The sequence below is a fragment of the Acidobacteriota bacterium genome (assembly GCA_018268895.1).
Taxonomy (GTDB): domain Bacteria; phylum Acidobacteriota; class Terriglobia; order Terriglobales; family Acidobacteriaceae; genus Edaphobacter.
In genome coordinates this window covers 244,612-270,896 of record JAFDVP010000009.1, presented here as the reverse complement: position 1 = coordinate 270,896, position 26,285 = coordinate 244,612, and the positions used below count along the sequence as shown (strand labels likewise).

The 26,285-nt window shown below is 58.1% G+C and carries 21 protein-coding genes; 17 read left to right on the top strand and 4 right to left on the bottom strand.

Annotated features, from left to right (window positions below; genetic code table 11):
• The first annotated feature begins 18 nt into the window (after window positions 1–18).
• From JSS95_12980 to JSS95_12935, 10 genes are all read left to right on the top strand, one after another.
• Window positions 19–420 carry a DUF3427 domain-containing protein gene (locus tag JSS95_12980; protein ID MBS1800727.1) on the top strand — a complete coding sequence of 134 codons (402 nt, stop codon included), beginning with the start codon at window positions 19–21 and terminating at the stop codon, window positions 418–420.
• A 44-nt stretch (window positions 421–464) separates the two neighbouring features.
• Window positions 465–2,243, top strand: a complete 1,779-nt coding sequence (gene ilvB, locus JSS95_12975) for a biosynthetic-type acetolactate synthase large subunit (protein ID MBS1800726.1) — start codon at window positions 465–467, stop codon at window positions 2,241–2,243.
• Between the two features lie 65 nt (window positions 2,244–2,308).
• Window positions 2,309–2,587, top strand: a complete 279-nt coding sequence (locus JSS95_12970) for a hypothetical protein (protein MBS1800725.1) — start codon at window positions 2,309–2,311, stop codon at window positions 2,585–2,587.
• Between the two features lie 20 nt (window positions 2,588–2,607).
• Complete coding sequence (gene ilvN, locus JSS95_12965) at window positions 2,608–3,222, top strand: acetolactate synthase small subunit (protein MBS1800724.1); 615 nt, start codon at window positions 2,608–2,610, stop codon at window positions 3,220–3,222.
• A 150-nt stretch (window positions 3,223–3,372) separates the two neighbouring features.
• The gene (locus tag JSS95_12960; GenBank protein ID MBS1800723.1) at window positions 3,373–3,750 is read left to right on the top strand and encodes a GIY-YIG nuclease family protein; all 378 of its coding nucleotides are present in this window, start codon (window positions 3,373–3,375) and stop codon (window positions 3,748–3,750) included.
• Window positions 3,751–3,828: 78 nt separating this feature from the next.
• The gene (ilvC, locus tag JSS95_12955; GenBank protein ID MBS1800722.1) at window positions 3,829–4,854 is read left to right on the top strand and encodes a ketol-acid reductoisomerase; all 1,026 of its coding nucleotides are present in this window, start codon (window positions 3,829–3,831) and stop codon (window positions 4,852–4,854) included.
• An 84-nt stretch (window positions 4,855–4,938) separates the two neighbouring features.
• The gene (locus JSS95_12950) at window positions 4,939–6,462 is read left to right on the top strand and encodes a sulfatase-like hydrolase/transferase (protein MBS1800721.1); all 1,524 of its coding nucleotides are present in this window, start codon (window positions 4,939–4,941) and stop codon (window positions 6,460–6,462) included.
• Window positions 6,463–6,819: 357 nt separating this feature from the next.
• Entirely contained in the window at window positions 6,820–8,313 is a 1,494-nt protein-coding gene (locus JSS95_12945) for a histidine kinase (protein ID MBS1800720.1), read from the top strand.
• A gap of 213 nt (window positions 8,314–8,526) precedes the next feature.
• The gene (locus JSS95_12940) at window positions 8,527–8,751 is read left to right on the top strand and encodes a helix-turn-helix domain-containing protein (GenBank protein ID MBS1800719.1); all 225 of its coding nucleotides are present in this window, start codon (window positions 8,527–8,529) and stop codon (window positions 8,749–8,751) included.
• On the top strand, window positions 8,748–9,515 hold the full coding sequence (locus JSS95_12935) for an IS30 family transposase (protein ID MBS1800718.1): 768 nt from the start codon (window positions 8,748–8,750) through the stop codon (window positions 9,513–9,515). The genes JSS95_12940 and JSS95_12935 overlap by 4 nt, the downstream gene beginning before the upstream one ends.
• A gap of 106 nt (window positions 9,516–9,621) precedes the next feature.
• Here the strand turns inward: JSS95_12935 and JSS95_12930 are convergent, their stop codons facing one another.
• Both JSS95_12930 and JSS95_12925 read right to left on the bottom strand, forming a co-directional pair.
• Complete coding sequence (locus tag JSS95_12930; GenBank protein ID MBS1800717.1) at window positions 9,622–13,029, bottom strand: TonB-dependent receptor; 3,408 nt, start codon at window positions 13,027–13,029, stop codon at window positions 9,622–9,624.
• 224 nt (window positions 13,030–13,253) lie between these two features.
• The gene (locus tag JSS95_12925) at window positions 13,254–14,612 is read right to left on the bottom strand and encodes a Gfo/Idh/MocA family oxidoreductase (protein MBS1800716.1); all 1,359 of its coding nucleotides are present in this window, start codon (window positions 14,610–14,612) and stop codon (window positions 13,254–13,256) included.
• A 254-nt stretch (window positions 14,613–14,866) separates the two neighbouring features.
• Between JSS95_12925 and JSS95_12920 the strand changes: the two genes are divergently transcribed.
• The 4 genes from JSS95_12920 (at window position 14,867) to JSS95_12905 (ending at window position 19,828) form a co-directional block, all read left to right on the top strand.
• The gene (locus JSS95_12920; protein ID MBS1800715.1) at window positions 14,867–16,042 is read left to right on the top strand and encodes a DUF5009 domain-containing protein; all 1,176 of its coding nucleotides are present in this window, start codon (window positions 14,867–14,869) and stop codon (window positions 16,040–16,042) included.
• 328 nt (window positions 16,043–16,370) lie between these two features.
• Window positions 16,371–17,876 (top strand): Na+:solute symporter, encoded by a 1,506-nt coding sequence (locus tag JSS95_12915; protein MBS1800714.1) that lies wholly within the window; start codon window positions 16,371–16,373, stop codon window positions 17,874–17,876.
• Window positions 17,877–17,896: 20 nt separating this feature from the next.
• Window positions 17,897–18,643, top strand: a complete 747-nt coding sequence (locus JSS95_12910; GenBank protein MBS1800713.1) for a glucosamine-6-phosphate deaminase — start codon at window positions 17,897–17,899, stop codon at window positions 18,641–18,643.
• A 21-nt stretch (window positions 18,644–18,664) separates the two neighbouring features.
• Window positions 18,665–19,828 carry an amidohydrolase family protein gene (locus JSS95_12905; GenBank protein MBS1800712.1) on the top strand — a complete coding sequence of 388 codons (1,164 nt, stop codon included), beginning with the start codon at window positions 18,665–18,667 and terminating at the stop codon, window positions 19,826–19,828.
• A gap of 3 nt (window positions 19,829–19,831) precedes the next feature.
• On the opposite strand, the gene JSS95_12900 is transcribed toward JSS95_12905, so the two are convergent.
• Window positions 19,832–20,761 carry a sugar phosphate isomerase/epimerase gene (locus JSS95_12900; GenBank protein MBS1800711.1) on the bottom strand — a complete coding sequence of 310 codons (930 nt, stop codon included), beginning with the start codon at window positions 20,759–20,761 and terminating at the stop codon, window positions 19,832–19,834.
• A gap of 171 nt (window positions 20,762–20,932) precedes the next feature.
• Here JSS95_12900 and JSS95_12895 point away from each other — a divergent pair, with 171 nt between their 5' ends.
• The 3 genes from JSS95_12895 (at window position 20,933) to JSS95_12885 (ending at window position 24,421) form a co-directional block, all read left to right on the top strand.
• Window positions 20,933–21,862: a TIM barrel protein gene (locus JSS95_12895; protein MBS1800710.1), complete on the top strand. Its 930-nt coding sequence runs from the start codon at window positions 20,933–20,935 to the stop codon at window positions 21,860–21,862.
• A 95-nt stretch (window positions 21,863–21,957) separates the two neighbouring features.
• Entirely contained in the window at window positions 21,958–22,962 is a 1,005-nt protein-coding gene (locus tag JSS95_12890; GenBank protein MBS1800709.1) for a LacI family DNA-binding transcriptional regulator, read from the top strand.
• A gap of 133 nt (window positions 22,963–23,095) precedes the next feature.
• Window positions 23,096–24,421, top strand: coding sequence for a Gfo/Idh/MocA family oxidoreductase (locus JSS95_12885; GenBank protein MBS1800708.1), 1,326 nt, complete (start codon window positions 23,096–23,098; stop codon window positions 24,419–24,421).
• A 386-nt stretch (window positions 24,422–24,807) separates the two neighbouring features.
• On the opposite strand, the gene JSS95_12880 is transcribed toward JSS95_12885, so the two are convergent.
• Window positions 24,808–26,283: an aminotransferase class V-fold PLP-dependent enzyme gene (locus tag JSS95_12880; GenBank protein ID MBS1800707.1), complete on the bottom strand. Its 1,476-nt coding sequence runs from the start codon at window positions 26,281–26,283 to the stop codon at window positions 24,808–24,810.
• Between the last annotated feature and the right edge of the window lie 2 nt (window positions 26,284–26,285).

The following is a 26,285-nucleotide window of genomic DNA, read 5'->3' as shown; positions in this document are numbered from 1 at the left end:
GCCCCTGAGGTTTCATCAATGTCTCTTGATTTCGCGCAGATCAGATCAGGCGAGTCGTACTCAAGGCAAACCCTCGCTCAACTATGGGGATATTCATCCTTTCACGCGCTAGCAAGAGGAGTTGTAACGCCGCGCAAGGACAACAAAATTGTTCTCTTTGTTACCGAGAACAAGCAAGATTCGGCTGAACAGTACAAGGATAAGTTGCATAACGGCCACCTCGAATGGGAAGGCCCGACTGATCATTTCGCTGAAGAACGAATGCTGAAGGCATCAACTTCTGGAGAAGAAATTCATTTGTTTCACAGAGACAAGCATCATTCTGATTTTGATTATGTTGGGCAAATAGAAGTCAAGCATTCGACACTAAATATTGGAAGACCAAGCAAGTTTACATTTCGTGTTAAGACGCTTAGATAGTGGCAGCCTAAATTCAACTGATTACCCACTACATTGGAGAAATCATGACAACGCCTAAGACAAATCAGCACCCCACCCTAACCGGAGCCGAGATTCTCTGGGCCACGCTCGTAGGCGAAGGTGTCACCACGGTCTTCGGCTACCCCGGCGGAGCGATCCTCCCCGCCTACGACGCTCTGCGCAAGTTCCCCATCCACCACGTGCTCACGCGGCACGAACAGGGCGCAGCCCACATGGCTGATGGCTACGCACGCGCCTCCGGCAGGGTCGGCGTCGCCATCGCCACCTCGGGCCCCGGCGCGACCAACCTCGTCACCGGAATCGCCACCGCCATGCTCGACTCCATCCCGATCGTCTGCATCACCGGCCAGGTCTCATCCAAGGTCCTCGGCTCCGACGCCTTCCAGGAGATCGACATCACCGGCATCACGCTGCCGATCACCAAGCACAACTTCGTCGCCACGCGCCCCGAGCACATTGCTCCGATGATCCGCGAGGCCTTTCAGATCGCGCAGTCCGGCCGCCCCGGCCCCGTGCTCGTCGACATCACCAAGGACGCCCAGCAGGGCACCGCCATCTTCAACTTCGACGAGGCCGCGCCCGCGCCCGCGCGCCCGCACCCCATGCTGCGCGCCGAGTCCGCCGAGATGCACCGCGCCATCGAGCTGATGCGTGCCTCGAAGAAGCCGGTGATCCTCGCCGGCCACGGCATCACGCTGTCTGGAGCTGAGCGCGAGGTATTGAACTTCGCCGAGCGCTACCACGTCCCCGTCGCCACCACGCTGCTCGGCCTCGGGGCCTTCCCCGCCTCGCACCCGCTCGCCCTCGGCATGATGGGTATGCACGGCGAATCGTGGGTCAACAACGCCATTCAGCAGGCCGACCTGTTGCTCGCCTTCGGCATGCGCTTCGACGACCGCGTCACCGGCAACCTCTCCAGCTACGCGCCCAACGCGAAGAAGATCCACATCGAGATCGACCCCTCGGAGATCAACAAGAACGTCAAGGTCGACGTCGCGCTCATCGGCGACCTCAAGGAGGTGCTGAACACGATGGAGCCGCTGATCGCCGACCCCAGCTACGAGAAGGCCAGCGACCGCCACACCACCGCCGACTGGCTGCGCGAGATCCGCGCCATGAAGGGCGACGCCGCCGTGCGCGACATCATCAACCTTCCCGACAACGGCCACCTCTACGCCGCGCACGTCATCAACGACATCTGGCAGGAGGCCAAGGCCGCAGGCCGTCTCGATAAGACCATCATCGCCACCGACGTGGGCCAGCACCAGATGTGGGAGGCGCAGTACTACAAGCACGAAGACCCGCGCACGCTCGTCACCTCAGGCGGCCTCGGCACCATGGGCTACGCTCTACCCGCCGCCATCGGAGCCAAGATGGCCTGCCCCGACTGCGACGTCTGGTGCATCGCCGGCGACGGAGGCTTCCAGATGACCGCCGCCGAGCTCTCCACCATCCAGCAGGAGGGCCTGCACATCAACGTTGCCGTCATCAACAACGGCTTCCTCGGCATGGTCCGGCAGTGGCAGGAGGCCTTCTACGACAAGAACTACGCCTGCTCGCCCATCCTCTCGCCCGACTTCGTCAAACTAGCCGAAGCCCACGGCATCCCCGGCGCGCACATCACCCAGCGCAAGGATGTAACCCCCACAGTCACAAAAGCACGCACAGCTCCAACCGCCTTCCTCATCAACTTCTCAGTAGAGAAAGAGGACGGTGTCTACCCAATGATCGCCCCCGGCGCAGCGCTGCATGAGATGGTCCGTCGCCCTAACCCACTGATCGAAACTGCGGAGGATGAATAGCGTGTTTCGCGCCTCCACTATGCGTGGATCGATTGGGCTTTCAGCCCTCAGAGATCACGACTCCCATGACCTTCACAAAAACACAAATCGGCTCTGCATTGGCAATTGGAGTCGCTACAGTTGCGATCGTTGGTGGGATCAGCACTATTTCGCGATTTGAAGATATAGATGTCCTGCTCGCACCTGGATTGCTCTTCGCGGCTGTATTTTTCCAGCAGGGTATCCATTCCGATCACGCGAATTTGTACCTTATCGTTGCAGTAGTCTTCGACGTAATGTTTTTTGGATTGCTCGCACTGCTAATCATCAGAATCAGATCCAAGAATGGACTACGCATTCGCTGACTTGCTAAGAAAGGCCCTACATGCTCCACACCTTCGTAGCCCTCGTAGACGACAAGCCCGGAGTGCTCACCCGGGTCGCCTCCCTCTTCCGCCGTCTCAACGTCAACATCGTCTCCCTCACCGTAGGCGAGAGCGAGCGCGAGGGCGTCTCCCGCATGACCATTGTCTGCGACGCGCCCGAGCACGCCGCCGATCGCGTCCGCGCCTCGCTCTACAAATTGGAGATCGTGCGCGACGTCGACGAGCTCGGCCGCAGTGAGGCTGTTATCCGCGAGCTCTGCCTCATCAAGGTCGCCGCCGGCCCCAACACACCGCACGGCCAGCACTCGCGCTCGCAGATCTTCGAGCTCGCCAACGTCTTCCGCGCGCGCGTTGTTGATCTCGCCCCCGAGTCCATCATGCTCGAGATGACCGGAGCCGCCTCGAAGATCGAAGGCTTGCTACAGGTCCTCCGCGAGTCGAAATTCGAGGTCCTCGAAGTCTCGCGCACCGGACGCATGGCCATGCGCCGCGGCCGCCACACCAGCCGCGTCCTCAAAGCCCTCGGCAGCCCCAACGGCGAGCTGCCTGCCGCCTACCCCAACCGCCCGGAGGCCGACGACCTGCCCAACCAGTTCGCCGAAGATGAAACCTAACGCATTTCGCGGCCTTGTTTGCCGTCGCCGTTTACACCGCTGCCTATGCTGATCTTTTGCATTTGTTTTGCTGTTGCTTGTTTTGCGTCGTCATCCTGAACAAAGTGAAGGACCCCCGCATTTGCGCTGCACGAATTTTCAAGGAAGAGCATGACCGGTTACGCTTACGTCTACATCCTTTCCAACAGCTTCCGAAAGCTCTACATCGGTGTGACGGCGGATATAGAGTCGCGTGTCTCGCAGCATAAGCGTAAGACCAATCCAAACTGCCACACGGCCCACTACGGCATCGACGAACTCGTCTACTATGAACGATTCACCAGCATGGCCGCTGCAATCAAGCGCGAGAAAGTTCTCAAGGGCTGGCTGCGCGTCCGAAAGTTGGAATTAATCATCACCTCGAATCCTCTCTGGGAGGACCTGAGTGCGGATTGGGGCAAACCAATCGTTCCATTTGATCTCAGAGGAGAAAAGGATTTGAACTCATCGCCACCACAATGCGGGGGTCCTTCACTTCGTTCAGGATGACGACGAAAAGTGCACTGCCCCACAGATTCGCACGCAGCCTATAAACTTTTAATACACACCGAAGGAAAGAAGAAAATCATGGCAAAGACATACCACGACCAAGACGCAGACCTCTCCCTCATTCAGGCGAAGAAAGTCGCCATCATCGGCTACGGCTCGCAGGGCCACGCCCACTCGCTCAACCTCAAGGACTCCGGCGTTGAAGTCCGTGTCGGCCTCCGTCCCGACTCCCCCAACGCCGAGCGCGCGCGCAAGGCTGGCCTCGTCGTCGACACTGTCGCCAACGTCAGCAAGTGGGCCGACGTCATCATGAACCTCACGCCCGACCAGACTGCCGCCAAGGTGCACAAGGCCGAGATCGAGCCCAACCTCGCGCCCGGCAAGACGCTGATGTTCGCGCACGGCTTCAACATCCGCTTCGGCACCATCAATCCTCCCGCCGGTGTTGACGTTTCGCTCGTCGCGCCGAAGGCCCCCGGCCACCGCGTCCGCGAGGTCTTCACTGAAGGCGGCGGAGTCCCCGGCCTGGTCGCCGTCGAGCAGGACGCCAGCGGCAACGCGCTCAAGCTCGCGCTCAGCTACGCCAAGGGCATCGGCTGCACCCGCGCCGGTGTGCTTGCAACCACCTTCACCGAAGAGACCGAGACCGACCTCTTCGGCGAGCAGGCCGTCCTCTGCGGAGGCACCGCCGCACTCGTCAAGGCTGGCTTTGAGACCCTGACCGAGGCAGGCTACCAGCCCGAGCTCGCCTACTTCGAGGTGCTGCACGAGCTGAAGCTGATCGTCGATCTCATGTATCGCGGCGGCCTCGCCTACATGCGTCACTCCATCTCCGACACCGCAGAGTGGGGCGACTACGTTGCCGGCCCGCGCATCGTTACCGCCGAGACCAAGAAAGCGATGAAGAAGCTGCTCGAGGAGATCCAGGACGGATCGTTCGCCAAGAAGTTCATCGAGGAGAACGAGACCGGCCGCCACGAGTTCGCGCGCATCCGTCAGCAGGAAGCCGCACACGGCATCGAGAAGGTCGGCGCCGAGCTGCGCAAGAACATGCCCTTCCTCGATCCCGTCAAGGTGGTCGACGGCGCAGTCGTCAAGGCCTAGCAGAAAAACAGGGTCGCCTCTCCGCACGCTGCGTGTACCGGGTGAGCGGAGAGGCCTTTCCTTTTCTGTTGTATTCTTTCGTTCATGGACAGAAGACAGTTTCTCCAGGCTCTCGGCGCCGCCTCCGCAACAGGACTGCTCGGCGCAGCGACACCAGCGGCGCATCCCAACATTGTCTTCATCTACGCCGACGACCTCGGCTACGGCGACGTAAGCTGCTACGGCGCCACCCGCGTCAGCACACCGAACATCGACGCTCTCGCCGCCCGCGGGCTTCGCTTTACCGACGCGCATGCGACCTCCGCCACCTGCACGCCCTCGCGCTACTCCGTCATGACGGGCCAGTACGCCTGGCGCAAGCCCGGCACTGGCATCCTGCCCGGCGATGCGGCGCTCATCATCGACAAGAACCAGCTCACGCTCCCCTCGCTTTTGAAGCGCAGCGGCTACGCCACCGGCGTCGTCGGCAAATGGCACCTCGGCCTCGGCTCCGGCGAGATCGACTGGAACGCCGAGATCAAACCCGGCCCGCTCGAGGTCGGCTTCGACTACTCCTTCATCATTCCCGCGACCCCCGACCGCGTGCCCTGCGTCTTCGTCGAGAACCATCGCGTCGTCAACGCCGACCCGTCCGACCCCATCCACATCAGCTACAAAGAGCCGTTCCCCAACGAACCCACCGGCCGCAAAAACCCCGAGCTGCTCAAGATGAAGCCCAGCAATGGACACGACATGGCCATCGTCGACGGCGTCAGCCGCATCGGCTACATGGAAGGCGGCAAGTCCGCCCTGTGGGTCGACGAGGACATCGCCGATACGCTCTCGACAAAGGCCGTCAACTTCATCGAGCAGAACAAGGCCCGGCCATTTTTTCTCTACTACCCGGTCCACGACATCCACGTCCCCCGGCTACCCAATCAGCGCTTCGTTGGAAAGACCAGCATGGGCCCGCGCGGCGACGCCATCGCCGAGCTTGACTGGTGCGTCGGCCGCGTCGTCGACACGCTTAAGAAGAACGGCCTCGACAAGAACACGCTGATCATCTTGTCCAGCGACAACGGCCCCGTCGTCGACGACGGCTACCAGGACGAGGCCGTCGCAAAGCTCGGCTCGCACAAGCCCGCGGGAATCTACCGCGGCGGCAAATACAGCAACTTCGACGGCGGCACGCGCGTTCCCTTCATCGCCACCTGGCCGGGCCATATCAAGCCCGGTACGACATCGAACGCACTGGTCGACCAGATCGACCTGCTGTCGTCTCTGGCCACACTCACAGGACAGACCGTCTCCGCCAGCGACGCCCCCGACAGCTTCGACATTCTGCCCGCGCTGCTCGGCCGCTCGCGCACTGGACGGACCTCGCTCATCGAAGAGGCGGGCGTTCTCTCGCTGATCGAAGCGGAATGGAAGCTGATTCGCCCCAGCAACAAGCCGCGTTTCGATAAGTACACGAACACCGAGCTGGGCAACGCTCCACAGCCGCAGCTCTACCACCGAACCACTGACCCATCGGAGAAGAAGGACGTCGCCGCACTGTATCCCGAGAGAGTGAAACAAATGCTTGCATCTCTCGACCGCATCCAGTCCGCAGGCCGCAGCAGACCATAGCGTTATGTCCCTGTTGTTGTGGTTGTGTCTCTAGCTGTGGTTATGTCTCTATTGCTGTGATTGATAAAGCGACGTCATTCTGAGCGCCGCGAAGAATCTCTGTATTTGTCCTATGACAGCCCTTCGTTTTCGGGGAACATGACACCATACGAAAACAGTCTTAGCGCAGGGCAATTCTTTTCCATCCATCATCCATCGCGTTGCATCGTATAGATGTTCCCCTCTCTTTCGTCACAAAACGCGGGATTTCCCCAGCCGCGTTGCTCCCTTCCTTCCGGCAAACCTGTCAGAATAGAGACACCATTGCCTGGTCGTTTCGATGTTCCTGCCCCAAGATGGCAGAAGGAGATTCGCTCGATGGCCGCCCCCAGCAGTTTTGAAGCTGTCCTTCCCCAGCAGCTCGGTCCCGCAATCTTTATCGCTCCCCCCACCGAGCCCACGCCGCTGCCGGAGATCGTCGCCGCGCTGCGCACCATCCCCGCGCTCGACGGTCTATCGGAAGAGGAGTACACCTGGCTCGCCCAGCACGGCACAGAGCTCGTCGGCGAAGACGGCGCCATGGTCTTCACCGAAGGCAGCCCCGCCGACAGTATGGTCTTCATCCTCAAAGGCGAGGTCCACGTGCGCCGCCACAACCACGGCCCCATGATGATGTTCATCGGGCGCGCCGGAGCGATGACCGGAAAGCTGCCTTTTTCGCGTATGAAAAACTACGGCGGCGACGGCTACCTCGTCGGCGACGGGTGGGCGCTCACCATCCACGAGAGACACTATCCCGCAATGCTCGCGGCGATCCCCTCCATGACAGAGCGCTGCGTCTGGACCATGATGGACCGCGTCCGCGAGGTCACGCGCATGGAGCAGCAGACGGAAAAGCTGGCCGCGCTGGGCAAGCTCGCCGCCAACCTAGCGCACGAGCTCAACAATCCGGCCTCGGCCGCGCAGCGCTCCGCGTCGAGTCTCTTCTCCGAGCTGCGTCAGTACGGCGACCAGAAGTACCGCATGGGCAATCTCTGTCTGCCCGACTCCATCACCTCCAAGTACCGCAACTGGATCGTCAACGTACGCGCCACCATGGCCGAGCGCAGCACCGAAACTACCACTGCAGACGCCCTCGCCGAGAGCGACCGCGAGTTCGAGCTCGTCCGCTGGCTTGAGGCGCACAACATCTCCAACCCGTGGGCCATCGCGCCGGCGCTTGCCGAAACCGGCTTGCCCACGGCGCACCTCGACGAGCTCGCCGGCATCATGACCTCCGAGGCGCTCCCCGTCGCGGTGGCCACTGTCGCCAGTTCGCTGCGCGCCGAGCGCATGGCCGAGACCGTCGTCAACTCGACCGTGCGCATCTTCGACCTCATCCGCGCCATCAAGGACTACTCCTACATGGACCAGGCGCCCATCCAGGACGTCGACCTCGCACAGTCGCTCGAGAACACGCTCGTCATGTTCAAGTCGCGCCTGCACGACATCAAAGTCGAGACCGAGTTCGACCCCGTCCTGCCGCCCGTAGGCGCCTATGGCCGCGAGCTCAACCAGGTCTGGACCGCGCTGATCGAAAACGCCCTCGACGCCATGAAGGACAAGGGAACTCTGCGGCTGACCACGCGGCTCCAGGGACGCATGGCCTTCGTCGAAGTATGGGACACGGGCCAGGGCATCGAGCCCGACCTGAAGAACCGCATCTTCGAGCCCTTCTACACTACCAAGGCCCCAGGCCGCGGACTCGGGCTCGGACTCGACACGGCGCAGCGTATCGTGCAACGCCACTCCGGCTACATCCAGGTCGAATCCAGGCCCGGCTCAACCTGCTTCCAGGTGCGCCTCCCGCTTGAACAGGCCGGGGCCTACTGAGCAATAGATGAAAGCCTCAATGGATGTGTCATCCTGAGGGGGTGAGTATTATTTTGTAGAAGACTCATTTAATTATGGATAAATAGCCATATTTTAGCTGTGTAGGAACTGTGCAGGCGTTTTGTGGGGCCCTTTCAACCATAAGGCGCAACAACGCCTGTCCAGCGGTCTGAGGATGTGGCTTTTCATGGGCAACGTAACTTGGAGGGAGCCATGAGAAGTTACAGACATCTGACCTATGAAGAGAGATGCCAGATCTGCGTTCTGTTGAAGAGAGGGGTTTCACAGACGGAGATAGCCCGCGAGCTTGGGGTTCATCGCTCGACCATCAGCCGCGAGTTGCAACGCAATTCGATGAAGACGGGCTACTACTACCATTGGGCGCAAGCCCAGGCGGAAGAACGACAAAAGAAGCGGGACAGCCGACCACGCAAATGACGAAGCCGTTGATAGCCTTCGTGGAAGATCGTATTCGGGAAGATTGGAGTCCCCAACAGATCAGTGGCTGGCTCAAGCACCGCCAGGAAAAACTGCCTGCGGTAAGCCATGAACGCATCTACCAATATGTATGGCTGGACAAGTTCCGCAAAGGAACGCTGCATTCGCATTTACGACATCGTGGACGGCGGTACTGGCGACGCGGTAGCTGCCGTCAGTCGCGTGGACGGATACCAGACAGGGTGGACATCGACCAGCGCCCGGCTGTGGTGGAGCATAAATCGCGTGTGGGCGACTGGGAACTCGATACGATTGTCGGGCCAAACAAGCAAACAGGTGCGCTGGTGAGCATGGTGGATCGTTGCTCGAAGCTGCTTCGTCTGGCGTTGGTTGACTCATGCAAGGCGGAAGGCGTGGCAGGAGCCATCGAATCAAAACTTGGCGAGTATCGAGGAAAGGTTTTGACGCTGACGATGGACAACGGCAAGGAGTTCACGCGGCATAAATCGTTCGGAGAGGCATTAGACGCAGAAACGTATTTTGCAAAGCCGTATCATTCGTGGGAGCGCGGCCTCAACGAACACACCAATGGGCTGGTCCGGCAATACTTTCCGAAGCAGACTGACTTTGCGAGGGTGTCCAGGCAGGATGTCGAGCGGGCCGAAGAGCGGCTTAACAACCGCCCGCGTCGTGTGCTAGGTTATCGAACACCCTTGGAAGTCTCTCATGGGTCGCCGGAAACCCTTGTTGCGCTTGCTAGTTGAATTGGCATCTGAAGCCGGAACGCGTTTTGCTGGCAAAAATTTCCTGCAATAAGAGGCCTCCAACTTTTGCCAAAGGGTGGAGGCCTCTTAATTGTAAGAGTGCGGTTTAAAAGTTGAACTTGGCGGCGAACTCCATGGTGCGCTGCTGATAGGTTGGCGTAGACGATGTTGAGGTGATCGTTCCCACATTCGAATTGGAGATATTTGTATTGGGCACTTCGAAGTTGGGGTGGTTGAAAACGTTGAAGGTATCAGCACGCAGCTGAACGTTATAGCGTTCCTTCCACTTAATCGTCTTCTGGAGACTCATATCCCAGTTCTGGAATCCAGGACCACGCAGCATGTTGTAAGCAGAGTTGCCGTAGGAGGCATAGGTTTTGACTCCTGCTGCTTGCCCCGCGTTATACACGGCCTGGCAACTAATCGTCGCACTACCGGTTATCACCGAGTTGTAGCAGGTTGGAGCGGTGAAGGCCGCAGGATTGAACCATTGAGTCTTCGTTTTGTTCGACGGATAAAGAGCGGCTCCGGGAACTCGATTGGCACGGCCACTGACCTGGCCCACGGGACTCCCAGGGGCCGTATAAGTTACAGAGAATGGCTGTCCGTTCTGTGCGCTCACAATCCCCGACAACTTCCAGTTGCCAAATACCTTATCGGCGAAGTTACTCATTCCCCCGCCAATCCACTTGCCACGGCCCATGGGAAGCTCATAGCCATAGTTCATCTGAAGGACCTGAGTGGCGATACCTCCAATGGGTCCATAAGAGTCCTGCGGACTGCTGCCGGAGGGATTCTGAAGCGATTCCGTTCCAAGGATGCGGCTCCACTGATACTCCGCACCGAAGACAAGGCCAGCTCTCAGAGTCCGATGGACTCCTACTTGCAATGCATTCATCGTGGAATGATAGAGGGGAACACCCGAGTATGTGATAGCGGCAAGAGGCTGGATCAGATTCGTGCTCTGCACCGTTGCCCCCACAATCGGCGGGTCTGCCAGGTTGATTTTAAGGCTGCCGTTTGCTTTCAGGTCATGCTGACCGACATACCCCACGCGCAGCGCTGTGCCAGCGGCAAACTGGTGTTCGATCGCCAGATTGTACTGTTCGGTATAGGGGTTGACGAGCGGATGCTGTGCAGTAACGGACGGATTGTTGCTGTAAGTTCCCGCCGATCCGAAAGGATTGTTCATCGAGAACGCCGAACTGTAATTCGGGGAGTTGGTATATGTCTGAGTGGCAATAAAAGGAAGATTGCCAAACATATTGCCGACGGAGAGCGCGCCCAGCATGCTGTAGTAGATTCCCGATGCGCCGCGCAGAACGGTGTTGGGTGTTACCTGATATGCAAAGCCTAAGCGAGGAGCAAAGTTTTTATTCACCCGCCCCAGGTAGCTGAACGAATTACTGGGAAGTCCCACCTCGGAAGATAACGCAATGAGATTGAACTGTTTGAGATAGTTGACGTAGTAAGGAATCGCAGTTGAAGGATATGAATTCCCAAAGACTACAACCTTCTTGAGTGAAGGCACAAAGAGTGCCGCCTGATCTTCATAACCAGGGCCAAACCACTGCAGGTCATAGCGCAGCCCAACATTGATGGTCAGCCTTGGCGTGAGCTTCCAGTCATCCTGCACATAAGCTCCCCATTGCTGGGTCATGTTTCGGGTGACGACGGTTCCTGAAGAACCTTGAGAAGTTGTAGAAGGCAATCCGAGTAGAAAATCAGCAAATGCCCAAGGCGCGCCACTGGAGGACGACTGACCTCCTTGGCTATATTGACCGTTGAAATTGTATTGCCCACGGGCCGGAGTCGACGCCGAAGCGTTCCAGTCCGTGTCGTAAAGGTAGTTGAATCCCGCCTTAACGGTATGGTGCGTGAAGACCTTGGTCAGCGAGGTTGCGTACTGCGCTCCTTGGATGAGGTCTTTTGAACCTGACTCGCCGACCGACGTAATGTTGGTAATGCCGATCTGCGGAGCACCTTCGATAATCTGAGAACTAAGGCCCGGAACGATCGATTCCCATTTGGTTTGATAGTTCTGCGGCGTACGAAAGATGGGAAGATGCTGATAGGACGCAGAGGTATCAAGGAGCATTGTTGGGGAAAACGTATGCGTCCAACCCACAATAAAGAGGTGATTGCGCTCGCCATCGCCAGAATAGCCACCCTGGAGGCTCGTTGCGCCAACCGTAGGACTGGGACCGTAGTGGGCAAGCATGACGGTTCCTCTTATCTGATCCTTATCACTGAACCGATGATCCACTCGGAGAGAGAATCTATTGGCAACACTGGTATATGGCACCAACTCGTAGGTATTTGTTCCAGTCCCTCCTTGCGTCGGCAAGGGATACAAAAGACTCAGTAACCGTGAAGTGACGGGGTTGATGCGCGACGCTGGGATAGTGTGGTTAGGAAACGGCAAGCCTGTTGCAGGATCGATAACTTGCTGCGCAAACTCCGTGAAGACGCCCGAGCGCATCAATTGGGTAGGCTGCTGGCTGCTCTTACTGGCTGACTGGGTCAAACGGAAGGCCTCATCGGAGACAAAGAAGAAGGAGCGATCCCGTCCGTTGTAGAGATGCGGTATGACGATAGGGCCCGAGAAATTACCGCCGAATTCATTACGCTGATAAGGCGCACGAGGGCTGCTGCCGTTGAAGTAAGGCTTCGCCGCAGTTCCCTTTGAACGATTGAACCAGAGTAGTCCACCATGGTACTTGTTCGTGCCACTGGCGGTGACGACGATCAACTGTGAAGGCTGACCAAATTCCGCAGGCGCTCCATTCGTCAGAACCTTGAACTGGGAGATCGCATCCAGCGAAGGAACTTCCGGTTCGGCACGCTGAATAATAATGTCGGTGTTGATAATACCGTCCAGAGTCGAACCCAGGCTGCCTGTTGAGCGCCCAGAACCCGAACCAACGGAGTAGGTCAGCCCGCGTTTTGCCAACTGATCCTGCGCACCCACACCCTGCACACCGGGAGCAAGCGCAATCAGCCCCATCAAACTGAGACGACCATTCAACGGTGTGTTTTGAATCGCATTGCTGTCGACGACAAGACCGATAGACGAGTCTTCTGTCTGGATGACCGGCAGGCTATCCGTCACGTCGACACTCACCGCCTGTTCGCCGATCGACAGTTGCGTGTTAATTGTTGCTGTTTGATCGATGACCAGCCTGATTCCGGTTTGAGTGATCGTTTTGAAGCCGGCTTTTTCAACGGCCACTGAATATAGTCCAGGCTTCAATTGGGGAACCACGTAGGTTCCATTAGCAGATGTCTGAACAATCCTAGTCTGGTTGGTATCGACCTCACGAACCGTGACATTGGCGGCTTCCACAAAGGCTCCGCTGACATCGGTCACAACTCCGATGATGGAGCCCGTGGTTCCCTGAGCCAGCAGTGTCAATGGCATTTCCGCAAACATCAACAGCAGTAAAAAACAATATGGGCTGAGCTTGATCCCCGACAGCAGCCCGCTGATTGACCTATACACGCGTAATTTCATCGCATCTCCCTTTCACCGCGACATGTTCGAACATCGTGCAACAGCATGTCCGTCTCATCGGCGGACAGTATTTATAAGATTTATTCAACGCAATCGGTTGCATACCATTATCTGCAATCGGTTGCATTTCCAAGCAAATACTAGCTTTTGTTTCTCTTAGGCCTATGAACTGATTCGCACTTAATCTAGTAGCAGTTATCTACAGCAAACCAACAAACTTAGCTCTACGTCACAGCAAGAGGAGATACACCCCTCTCTTTCCAGTGCCCTCGAGTGAAATCAGGAAATTTAACCGGCGCGTTGCCTCGCGCCAAAGAAAGTGCGCTGAGGGGCCCCGGAGCTGACCATGCTGCGGCATCGTATACATCCATGTCGGGAGCGACCCCGCTGCGGAAGCACTGCAAAAGGCGGCTGATCATGATGAAGTCCATGCCGCCATGCCCGTCGGCAGAATCAGTCGCACTATTCGCCTGCGTCCACAAAGGATGTTCGTACTGCTTGAATTTGTCCAGCGTCGTCCAGTCTTCTCCCCCTGCCTGGCCATCCAGGTAGATTCTTGGCGGATAGTCTTCGAAGACTCCTTTCGTTCCGGCAATCTGGTTAATCCGGTCGTAGGGGTGTGGACTCGCTACGTTGTGCTTGAGAGTAATCGTTAGGCCCTTACCAGTCTTGATTAGCGAGACATTCATGTCTCCTGTTACATAGTGCTCCTTTTGACGAGGATCACCTTCAGGCACATGCTGCTCGCGAAAGAGTTCCAGACCTCTGTGAGGAGAACTCATGGAGACCATGGAATCAAAACGGTCTCCACGCTGGATGCCCATGTAGTTTGCGACAGGGCCCAAACCGTGCGTTGGGTAGAGGTTGCCATCGCGCTGAGTGTGAACTGTTCTCCTCCAAAGACCTTCGCTCCGATTCCAGAACAACTCATCGCGAAGGTCATGGATGTAGGCCGCTTCTCCATATTGGAGTTCTCCCAGCAAACCGGCGTGAATCATGCGCAGGACGAGTGTCTCGTTATATCCATAGCAGCAGTTTTCAAGCATGATGCAGTGCCGCTGTGTCTTCTCTGATGTATTAACCAATCTCCAGCAGTCTTCGAGCGTCGTCGCCGCAGGAACCTCGACTCCGGCATGCTTTCCATGCTTCATAGCAGCTACCGCCATCTCGACATGCCAGTTCCAGGGAGTGGCAATCACAATCCAATCAAGGTCATCGCGAGCAACGAGATTCTCAAAGTCCCGCTCGCCTTGGGTGTAGACCGCAGGGGCTAGCTGCCCCGACTTCTCCACCATCTGGCGAGCGTTCTCCGCACGAACCTTATCGATATCGCAGATCGCCCTTATCTGAGCGTTGGCTTTGATAAAGTTCCGCAACAAGGACGTACCACGCTTTCCTGTTCCGATGATGCCGATTCGGGGATTCATCTTCTCAAACGGCATCCCCATTACAGAGCGATAGGCTGTTTTCTTCTGTTCGAGCGAAAACGCAGGCAGGCTCGCGCCCAAGGCGCTAAGCGTCCCAAGACGAAGAAACTCGCGGCGGGGTAAATTGGACGCCGACTCTCTGATTCGATCCTTCATGAAAAACTCCCTCGAATGAAGCTGATGGAATTCGGTCCATCACAAAGCAATGGACAACGCGACGATGACTTTGCGCATTTGTCTACTTTTTATATCATCTATGTCGACAATTGAATTACTTTTAATTATGTTTTTACGATTTTTGTTTCTATACCCATCGTTTCGAGGTGCAAAGCATGCATGACAGTTCTCTACCGGCGCTGAAAACATCGTGCGCCAACCCCGTCGCAGTCGCTCCGCCCGGCAAAAACGGAATGGCGGCGTTCGCGGGACGCAATATTGCAGTGGATGCCTACCGCGGCTTTGTTATGTTGCTGCTACTGGCAGAGGTTCTACACCTCAAGGCTGTTCACGATGCCGTACCGCAGAGTCTTTCCTGGCGAATCCTCGCGTACAACCAGACTCATGTGCCATGGGCCGGACTCAGCCTTCACGACATGATCCAACCATCATTTACGTTCCTGGTTGGCGTGGCGCTTCCCTATTCCATTCAAAGTCGCATCAAAAAGGGGCAGGCCTTTGGTTCTATGTTGCGACACACCCTGCGACGCTCTTTAGTACTGGTTGTGCTCGGGATCCTTTTACGTTCCACGCATAGCACCCAGACCAATTTCACCTTTGAAGACACTCTGACGCAGATCGGCCTCGGGTACACCTTCGCGTTTCTGATCAGTTTTCTGAAGCCATCCCGGCAATGGATCTGTTTCGGAGCGCTCCTATCTTTCTACTGGTTGCTATGGGCCTTGTATCCTGCACCGCCCACCGCGCTTGACCTCACATCTCTTGGTGTTCCACCAGACTGGCACTATAACTATTCCGGTTTGGCAGCGCATTGGAACAAAAACACGAATCTTGGCACAGCTTTCGATGTCTGGTTTCTGAACCTGTTTCCTCGCGCTTCTCCGTTCCGGTACAACCGTGGAGGCTATGCCACACTCAGCTTTATTCCCACGCTCGGAACCATGCTCCTGGGGCTGTTTGCCGGTCAAATATTACGAAAGGACGCACCGCGAGTTCCGATCCAGAAATTCCTGCTTTTTGCGGCAGGACTGACGATTGGCGGCCTCCTTCTCCACTTCACTGGTATCTGCCCCATAGTGAAGCGAATATGGACCCCGAGTTGGGTTCTACTCAGCGGTGGTATCTGCTTTCTGTTTATCGTTTCATTTTCATGGCTGATCGACCTGAGAGGGAATAGGCGAATGGCATTTCCACTGGTCGTCATTGGAACCAACTCAATCGCGGCATATCTGATGGCAAGCCTGTGTGATGACTTTCTGACAAGAAATATCTACATTAATTTCGGCAGTGCTGTGTTTACTATCTTCGGCCATGCGTACGAAACTCTATTGTCCGGGACCGTCGTCCTAGCCATTTACTGGCTCGTGCTGTACTGGATGTGGCGCAATAAAATCTTCCTCCGAATCTGATGATTCGTGGGAGGCGAGCACGATCTGAGTGTTCTGCCTGCCGAAATGCCTCAGAAGCTGATTTGTCTACTTCACTTCTGTCCGGAGAAAAATGTCAACCGGCGTTTGCGGGATATCGGGGATGGAATTCTGTTGTTGGGACGAGCAAGCTCTTTCTTGGTCCACTGTTGACGAGCGTGTATCCAGAAGCCAGCACATAAGCCATAAGAGATAAGTCATACGAGGTCTAGCTCAAACTCCTTTCCCTGGCAAAGAATCAGAAAGTGCAATTTGCAATGCAATCGCTTGCATGGAATAATGCCTCCATGCTTTCTCCGAGAGTCTGCTCATGGGGCTTCTAGCCTGGCTGGTACTTGGAGCCTACTTCCTTCTAATGATGGTTGTGGGCTACTGGGCTCGCAAGCGCGTGAAGAACGCCAGCGACTTCTTCACCGCAGGCGGTGCTATGCCATGGTGGCTCTCAGGCATCTCGCATCACATGTCCGGTTATAGTTCTGCGGTCTTCGTCGGCTATGCCGCGCTGGCTTACACTTCGGGCATCACGGTGTACTTCTGGTGGGCAGGCTCGATCGGCCTGGCCCTGCTGTGCGGCATGCCAATCTTTCCCGGTCGCTGGGTGCGCATGCGCCAGAAGTTCCATGTCATCTCACCGCTGGAGTATCTGAAGATCCGCTACGACCTGCCCACGCAGCAACTTCTGGGATGGAGCGGGGCCTTCCTCAAGATCTTTGATGTCGCTGCAAAGTGGAGCGCCTCAGCGATCCTGCTGCACGCCTTCGCCGACGTGCCCCTAGTCTGGGGAGTGCTGCTGACCGGTGGCGTAACAGCCTTCTACTCTGTGATGGGCGGGCTCTGGGCGGACGCTCTCACCGATCTTAGCCAGTTTGTGATTCAACTCATCGCCGGCTTCTCCATGCTTATTGCCGTACTCGCGCGGCTCGGCGGCGTCAGCGCACTGTGGACGATGTGGCGCCAGCTGCCACCCGATCACCTGAAGCCTTTTCACGGCGACTATACTGTGCTGTTCGCCTGCACCTACTTCTTCGTCAATCTACTGTCGTACAACGGCGGTGGCTGGAGTCTCGCGCAACGATTTCTTGCCTCCGCAACCCCTGAGCAGGCACGACGCTCCTCACTGTTATCCGCCTTGCTCTACCTAGTGTGGCCGCTCATTTTGTTTATTCCGATGTGGGCAGCGCCAATCATCTTTCCGCATCTCAGTGACCCATCCGAGTCCTATGCCATGCTGACGAAGACTCTGCTGCCCTCGGGGCTGATCGGTCTTGTGTTGGCGGGTCTGTTCGCGCATACCATGGCAATGACCTCCTCGGACGCCAATGCAATCTCGGCCGTCATCGTTCGCGATATTCTACCTGCCTTGCGACGCGGCAAGCCTCTATCGGACACGCGGCAGCTGCTGATGGGCCGCATCGCCACTTTTGCCTTCCTCATCATCAGCATGATTCTGGCGCTCTTCGCCTCGAACTTCGGCGGTGTCATCGGAATGGTGATCCTATGGTACGGCGCGCTACTGGGGCCGATCGCTCTGCCTATGCTGCTTGGCTTATTGATTCCCTTTCGCCGAAGTGGGCCTTCCGCGGCCATGGGCTCCTGTCTCGCCGGAGCGCTTACATTCGGAGCACTGAAGCTCCCCTTTGTGCAGCCCTGGCTCTTGCAGAACGCACGCTACCTCAATGTCATCACCGTTGGCCTTCCTCTACTCGCAGCCTTCGTCGCTTATACTTCCATCGGCCTTCTCGCACCCTGGCATAACCCGGCCTCCATGGATCTTCTCAACGCCCTCGACTCCGATATACCAGCGAACGCACCATAACTTTTATCTTCCGAAAGCACATGAATAACACCGTACCGTTGAGTCTTCATATCGCCGATAGCCGCAGGCAGCTGGGACAACAGGCCGCCACAGATATTGCCAAAGCCATTCGCGCAAAGCTTGCGACTAAGCAGCATCTGCATATCATCTTCGCTGCGGCTCCAAGCCAGAGTGAGATGCTCACTGCACTCCAACAGGAGCCCGGCATCGACTGGAGCCGCGTCACCGCCTTCCACATGGACGAGTACGTCGGCCTTGCCGACGACGCTCCGCAGCGCTTCGGAAACTGGCTGCGCAGGGAGTTCTTCGATTGCGTTCCTTTGGCTGCCTATCACCTGATCGACCCGGGCTGGGATCCTGAGAGCGCTTGCAAGCACTATACCGATCTCCTCGCAAGCAAGGATATCGACTTCGTCCTGCTGGGTATTGGAGCTAACGCGCACCTCGCCTTCAACGATCCTCCTGCAGACCTTCAGGATCCACTGACTGTCAAGGTCGTTTCGCTCGATGAGGTCTGCCGCCAGCAGCAGGTAGACGACGATTGCTTCGCCACATTCGCCGACGTGCCGCTTCAGGCCATCACACTTACCATTCCTACGTTGTTGCGTGGTGAGGAGTTATTCTGCTGCGTTCCCGGCACAAACAAGGCAGCCGCAGTTCGAGCCATGATGACCGCGCCCATCAGCGGCGAGGTTCCGGCAACTGCACTCCGAATGCATCCACGCTGCACCGTCTATCTGAACCAGGAATCCAGTGCGCTACTCTGATGCGATAAGGGTTCTAAGAGAGTGAACACAAGCGAGATCATCGGCAGCGATCCTGCCACAGGCGAATGCAGGCGCATCTTCGTTGAGGATGGAAGGATCGCTGCAATCGAGCGCTGCTCAGTGGCAAGTGAACTCTGGATCGCACCAGGGCTGATCGACCTGCAGGTCAACGGGTATGGCGATCGCGACTTCAACAGCGATAATGTCACGGCAGAAATCGTCATCGAAGCCGCCGATCTTCTGCTCACCACCGGTGTCACCAGCTTTGCCCCAACGCTTATCACCGCCTCGGAGCAATCGATCACACGAGGCCTCTGTGCAATTGCGGAGGCCACTCGCATAAGTGACCGTGCTGCAGCCTGTATCCCCTTTATCCACGTCGAAGGGCCGCATATCTCTCCTCTGGATGGTTTTCGCGGTGCGCATCCACTTGAGCATGTACGGCCACCTTCACTCGAAGAATTCGATCGCTGGCAGCAAGCCTGCGATGGACGCATCGGCATGGTTACTCTCTCCCCTCACTTTGAGGGAACGGAACAGTACATCAAAGGTTTAGTTCAACGTGGTGTCCACGCCTCACTTGGCCATACGCACGCGACGAACGAGCAGATTCAGTGCGCAGTGGAGGCCGGTGCACGCCTCTCCACTCACCTGGGAAACGGAATCGCCCCTCAGCTTCCGCGCCATCCCAACCCTATATGGAGCCAACTCGCAGAGGATCGCCTGACAGCATCGTTCATCGCCGACGGCCACCACCTTCCACCCGAGACGCTGCGTTCGATGCTGCGTGCCAAGGGGCAGGGACGCGCCTTCCTCGTCTCGGACACCGTGGCCCTCGCAGGCATGCCCGCAGGCATCTACACCGCGCCGGTAGGAGACCGCGTAGAGATGCATGCTGACGGACGGCTCTCCATGTACAACTCCACGACACTGGCTGGCGCAACAGTCCCGCTGGTGCAATGCCTCGGCCGCGCCGTACGGATGACAGGCCTTTCGCTCGCCAAGATCATCGAGATGGCCACAACAGTTCCCGGCAGCTTCACCGCTGATCGCGGCAGACTCGAGATCGGAGCGCGCGCTGACGTCATTCGCTTCGCGTGGACCGACGAGGTCGCCATACGAGACGTGTGGCTCAAGGGCGAGCACATAATCAGCGCCCACCCTCAAGCCAACACCCCACAGTAACTCTCACACCGTCGAATACTTCTTGCAGAGACGTTCAATTTCTGCGATCTGCGCAGGAACTCCAGCCATGCTCTTCTCTTCGCCCTCATAAGACATGAAGCCCTTGTAGCCTGCATCGGCAAAGATCTTCCAGACGCGGTCAAGGTCGATCGGCGAATTATCGTCAAAGCCCGCACGAACATGTGCGTGCGTAGCGTACGGCATGCACGCCGCAATCTGCGAATAGCTGTCCTTCCCCGGCTCCGGCGCGAAATGCGAGATGTCGATATTGATGCCGGCATAAGGCGAATTGACGCGATGCATAATCTCCAGGCACACCTCAGCGCTCTGTGAGACGCCAACATGGTCTTCAAGACCCAACGTAATACCCTTCTTGCCCGAGTAGTCGCTGGCTGCCTTCATTACTTCCACAACCCAGTCGACGCACTGTGCCATGGTGCTCCCCGCCGGCTGCTTGCCCGCAAAGACTCTGAGATGTGGCGCACGGATGCGTGCAGTCACATCGACCCACTTCTTGATCTCCTGTAGAACCTGTTCGCGCTTGGCACGATCAGCCTGTACCATGCTCGATCCGCAGGCCACGCCGGAGAATGCCACGCCATTCTTGTAGCCAAGATAACGGAGATTCTCAATATAGCCGGGATCAGTGCTCTTCATGTAATAGACGGTCATGTCCACACCATCCAGACGCAGCTCAACTGCCTTTTCGATGAAGGACTCCAGTGTCAGCGAGCCATCCGCAAATAGATGACGGAAGGTATAGGCGCAACAACCGGAGAAGATACGCGGCATCTTCTTAGCAGGCGCCGTTACCTGCCCGCTTGCAGTCTGACCCGAAGCGGCAGCAGTAGCTGCAACCCCGCTTCCCGCACCTGCAAGCAGCGTAGCTCCTGCGGCCTTTAAAAACTGACGACGTCGCACACGATTATTCATTCTTTTCTCCTCCATGAGGTCGGTCTGGAATACAAACAGTCACGCGGCAGAACCAGGGCAAGGAACAGTGTGGAGCCCAACAATATCAGTTCACATTGCCCGTTGCAACCGATTGCATGATATGCTTCTCTCCATTCGCAATTCAACTATCGTCAGGAGAACATCTCCAACATGGCCATCGTGGATCGACGCCTCTTTCTCCAGCTTGCCGGTACCGCCCTCGCGAGGACTGCCCTTCCATCCGCGGCGCTTCCAACCAGCTCCGGCATACCGCGCCTTGGCCTGGTAGTAAAAGTCGGCAAGGGGGGTACGCCGGAAGAGACAATCAAGCGCGTCCACGACCTGGGCATCCCAACCTGCCAGATCTTCTTCGACGAATTGAGCATGGCCCAGGTGAAGCCTCTGCTCGCAGCGCTGAAAAAGTATGATGTGCAGGTCTCGGCCTTGAGCGAGCACAACCCCGGCCGGCGCGTCTTCGACTTCGACCACGGCCCTGCAACCATCGGCATCGTGCCGCCTGCCTATCGCCGTCAGCGCATCGAGCAGCTCAAGCTCGCCGCCGACTTCGCCAACGCCTGCGGCGTCGATGCCATCCACACGCATCTCGGCTTCATCCCCGAGGATCCCAACGATCCGCTCTATGCCACAGCCGTCACCTCAATCCGCGAGATCACCGAGCACTGCAAGCCCAAAGGCATCATGCTGCTCGCCGAGACCGGCGAAGAGACCCCCATCACACTGCTGCGCACCATCCTCGACGTCGGCACTGGCAACTTCTTCGTCAACCTCGATACGGCGAACCTCATCCTCTACGGCAAGGGCAATCCCGTCGACGCCATGGACGTCTTCGGCAAATACGTTCGCGGCACGCATATGAAGGACGGGCTCTTCCCCACCAATCCGCACCAGCTGGGTGAGGAAGTACCAATCGGCAAAGGCCGCGTCGACTTCGCCGAGCTGTTCCGCAGGTTCAAGGCCGTCAACTACACCCGCACCATCACCATCGAACGCGAAATCTCCGGCCCACAGCAGATCGCCGACATCCTCGCCTCAAAGACCTACCTGCAGCAGCTGATCGACAAGAACTACGGTAAGGCGTGACAAGGCTCATAACAGTTTCAGAAGCCGGAACAACCCGCGCGCTATGCTTCGTATCTCGTTTTCAATCGAACATGGACGCGCATAGACTGTAACTTATGTCCACGAACAAATCTCTTGCCGCTCCGACCATCAGCGATGTGGCGAAGGCGGCGGGAGTTTCTACAGCAACTGTCTCGCGCGCCTTCAGCCGCCCGGAGATGCTGCGGGCAGAGACCGTTACACTGGTTCGTCGTCTCGCCGAGCAGCTTGGCTATCAGCCCAACCCCGCCGCACGTGCGCTCAGCACGGGTCGCCAGGGCAACGTCGCTATTGTGGTTCCGGATATCGCAAACCCATTCTTCCCTCCGCTGTTGCGCGCCGCACAGGCAACAGCCGACGCCGCAGGCTACAGCGTCTTCCTCGGCGACTCCGACGAGGACCCCGCGCGCGAACTGCGTCTCGTCAACAAGCTCATGATGCAGGTCGAAGGGTTCATCCTCGCCTCATCGCGTATGCAGAACAAAAAGATCCTGGAGTTGGCACAGCGCCAGACCGTCGTCCTTATTAATCGCGATACGTCAGGACTCCCACGCGTACTGATCGACCCCGTCGTTGGCATCGGAGCTGCCGTCTCTCACCTTGCGCACCTCGGCCACAAGAACATCGTGTACATCGGTGGCCCGGAGGCCTCATGGTCCAATCAGCAGCGGCAGCAGGTGGTGGAAAAGGCCTCGGCCAAGCACAAGCTTCGCCTCAAATGCCTTCCTGCCGGACACCCCAGCTTCGATGCAGGCAGAGAGATCACCAGCCAGATCCTCGCCCTGAAAAACACTACAGCCGTGATCGCCTTCGATGACTTCGTGGCCCACGGCCTTCTCGCCGGACTCGCGCAAAAAGGCATCGTCGTTCCCCGCGACTTCAGCGTCATCGGCTGCGACGACGTCTTGGGCGCTTCCACGTATCCCGCGCTCACAAGCGTCTCCGCGCGGTGCGACGAAGCCGGAAGAATGGCCGCCGATCTGTTGCTAAGCACCCTGCAGACAGGAAGACGCGGCGAGGTTCGCTGCGTCCTCGACACCTGGCTGGTCACACGCGGCACCACCGGCCCCGCGCGCTCCTGATTGCATCGATTTAGCACCAAAAACCCCTCGTACATTGACATTGCAAGCGGTTGCATCGTACAGTTCAATACACTAGGCGCCACGCCCGCTCGTCCACTACGTCGAAGCGCCTGTTCGTCTCCCGGAGGATTCGGTGATCTCAAGAAGGACTTTTTTGAATGGAATGCTCCTAACCGCGGCAAACTCCCCGCTGCTCTCTACCGCAAAGAGCTACGCCCGCATCCTCGGAGCGAACGACCGCATCAACTTTGCCATCATCGGCACCAACTCACGGGCCCTGGCGCACCTGGCTGGATTGAACGCAAACACCGCAAGCTCGCATATCACGCACCTCTGCGACGTCGACAGCCGCAACCTCGCCCGCTTTACCGCAAAGGCCACGAAGACTCTCGGCTACACTCCCGCCACATCGAAAGACTTCCGCGAAGTTTTGGCCGCCAAAGATGTGGACGTGGTCACCATCGCCACGCCAGACCATTGGCATGCTCCCATGGCGATCCGTGCCCTCAAAGCCGGCAAACACGTCTACGTCGAGAAGCCCTCCAGCCACAATCCGCGCGAAGGCGAGCTGCTGATCGCAGCGCAAAGAAAGTACGGCAAGCTCGTGCAGGTCGGCAATCAGCATCGCTCCTCCGCGCATGAGAGCAGGATGATCGAGAAGATTCACAACGGCTTTATCGGCCGCGCCTATCTCGCCAAGGCCTGGTACGCGAATACGCGCCCCACCATGGGCATCGGCAAAGTAGTTCCTGTTCCCGCGGAACTGGACTGGGAGCTATGGCAGGGCCCCGCGCCGCGCTCTGCCTACAAGGACAACATCCATCCCTACAACTGGCACTGGCTCCGTCGCTACGGCACCGGCGAGGCACTCAACAACGGCACGCATGAGACCGACGTCTGCCGCTGGGCTCTTGGCGTCGGCATGCCGGAGCGCGTCGTCGCCATGGGTGGCCGCTATCAGTTCCACGACGATTGGGAGTTCTACGACACACTCAACGTCAGCTTCCGCTTTGCCGACAAGATGATCTGCTGGGACGGCAGAAGCGACCAGGGCATGAAGGTCTACGGCCGCGATCGCGGCGCTCTCATCCAGGGTACCGAGGGCTCCGTCCTGCTGGCCCACGACGGCTACGAGGTCTACGACTGGAAAGGCAATAAGACCGACGAGTATCACGTCGACAAGTCAGCCGCCAGCAGCAGCGACCTGCTCAGTCAGGACGAGATGACCAACGTCCACTTCGCCAACCTGATCGCCGCCGTCCGCACAGGCGAGAAGCTGCACTCTCCGATACAGGAGATCAACATCTCCATCACCGCACTCCAGTTGGCCAACATCTCCTACTTTGTCGGCCGCGAGCTGGCCATCGACACAGCCACAGGCCACGTCAACGGTGACGCCGAAGCCATGAAGCTCTGGAGCCGCGACTACCAGCACGGATGGGAACCAACTGTCGGATAAGCCTCCAGCAACAGCCGTTAGCAAGGACCTGGTCTCCGGCCATTGAAGAGAGTGTGTGCCCTGAAGGAAAAGCTCACCATAGGGTTCGTTGGCCCTGGATGGATCGGTGAAGTACAGCTCCTCAAGCGAGCGGATGTTCAAATCGTCGCAGGGCTATAGCCGTAATCAGGAGCGTACCTCGCTACTGCGAGCGCTCGGTCTGCCGGAATCACTCTACCAGCTGTCTTATCAGAAACTACTCGAGCAGCCCGAGATGGAGGCCGTCTGGATCGCCTCACCTAACGATCTGCACGGCCCACGGGCGATTCGCTGCGCTCCGCGCCGACGAGCATCTCTTCTGCGAGAAGTCTCCGCAATCACATAGCACGATGATCTAGACTAACATTTCAAGAACTCTCCCACCGCGCCGCCACAACCTCCGCACCAATCCTCTCCACCGCCTCCACCAGCAGATCGAAGTCATCCCGCCGCGTGCGATGGTTCGTATTCGCCACCCGAATCGCGAACCTGCCTCCGATCATGGTCCCCGAAGGCACCGCGAGCCCGCTCTCCTGCAAGCGCATCAGAATCTCCTTGTTCTCGTCATCGCTCGCGCCGCGATACCGGAAGCACACGAGGTTCAGCGGAGCCTCCGCCACAAGCTCCAGCACCTCCGAACGCTCCACCATCTGCGCGAGATATCGCGCCTGCTCTACGTTCTGCTCGATCAGCGCCACCAGCGCATCCACACCATGCGCCTTCAGTGTCATCCACGCCTTCAGCGCCCTGAAGCCGCGCGACAACTCGATGTTGCGATCGGCAAATAACAGCCCGCCCGCAACCGGCCCGCGGTCCATCGCCGTCAGATAGCTCGCTCCCGAAGCGAACGCCGCCTTGTGCGCCTCCGCATCCCGCACCAGCACGCAGCCAATGTCGTAAGGCATGTATCCCCACTTGTGCAGATCGAAGGCCAGCGAATCCGCCCGCTCCATCCCACGCACGATCGGCCGCAGCCTCTCCGACCAGTACGCCGGCGCGCCAAAGGCCCCGTCGACGTGGAACCACATCCCTTCGGCCTCGCACACATCCGCAATCGCCATCAGGTCGTCCACCGCGCCTGTGTTCACCGTACCCGCCGTCGCCACTATGCAAAGGGGTTTCCGCCCCGCCGCGCGGTCGGCTGCAATCGCGACCTTCAGCTCGTCCACCTTCATGCGGAACCCCGCATCCACGCCAACCGCGCACAGGCTCGCGCGTCCCATCCCCATCAGCTCCATCGACTTCTTCAGCCAGCTATGCGTCTCGGTCGAGCAGTACACACGCAGCTCGGCCCCGCCACGCATCCCCTCGCCGCGCACATCAAACCCGGCCCTGGCAAACCGGCCCACATTCAGCCCGATCAGGTTCGCCATCGTACCACCGCTCATCAGCACGCCGCTCGTTCCCGCGGGCATCCCCATCAGCTCCGCCATCCACCGCACCACCTGCTCCTCCACCAGCGTGGCCGAGTCATCGAACCCTCCCACATTCGGATTCATCGCCGCGGCCAGCATCTCGGCCATCATGCCCACCCCATCGCCGCCACCCATCACCCATCCCCAGAAGCGCGGATGCGTATTGCCGATGGCATACGGCAGAACATTGCCGAGAAAGCTCTCATACGCAGCCGCCGCGCCCTCGCCGGTTCGTGGAACTGCCTCCCCCGCGATGACCGCCCTCGCCGCATCCGAAGGCCTCTGCCACACCGGCTGCTCCCTTCGCCCCGCGATATGGTCGAAGGCCCCATCCACCATCCTGTGCGCCAGAGCGCGCATCTCCGCCCACCCCTCCCCAGTCACGGGGTCCAGCGTCCGCTCCATCTGCATACCTTTTCGTTCGGCCATCA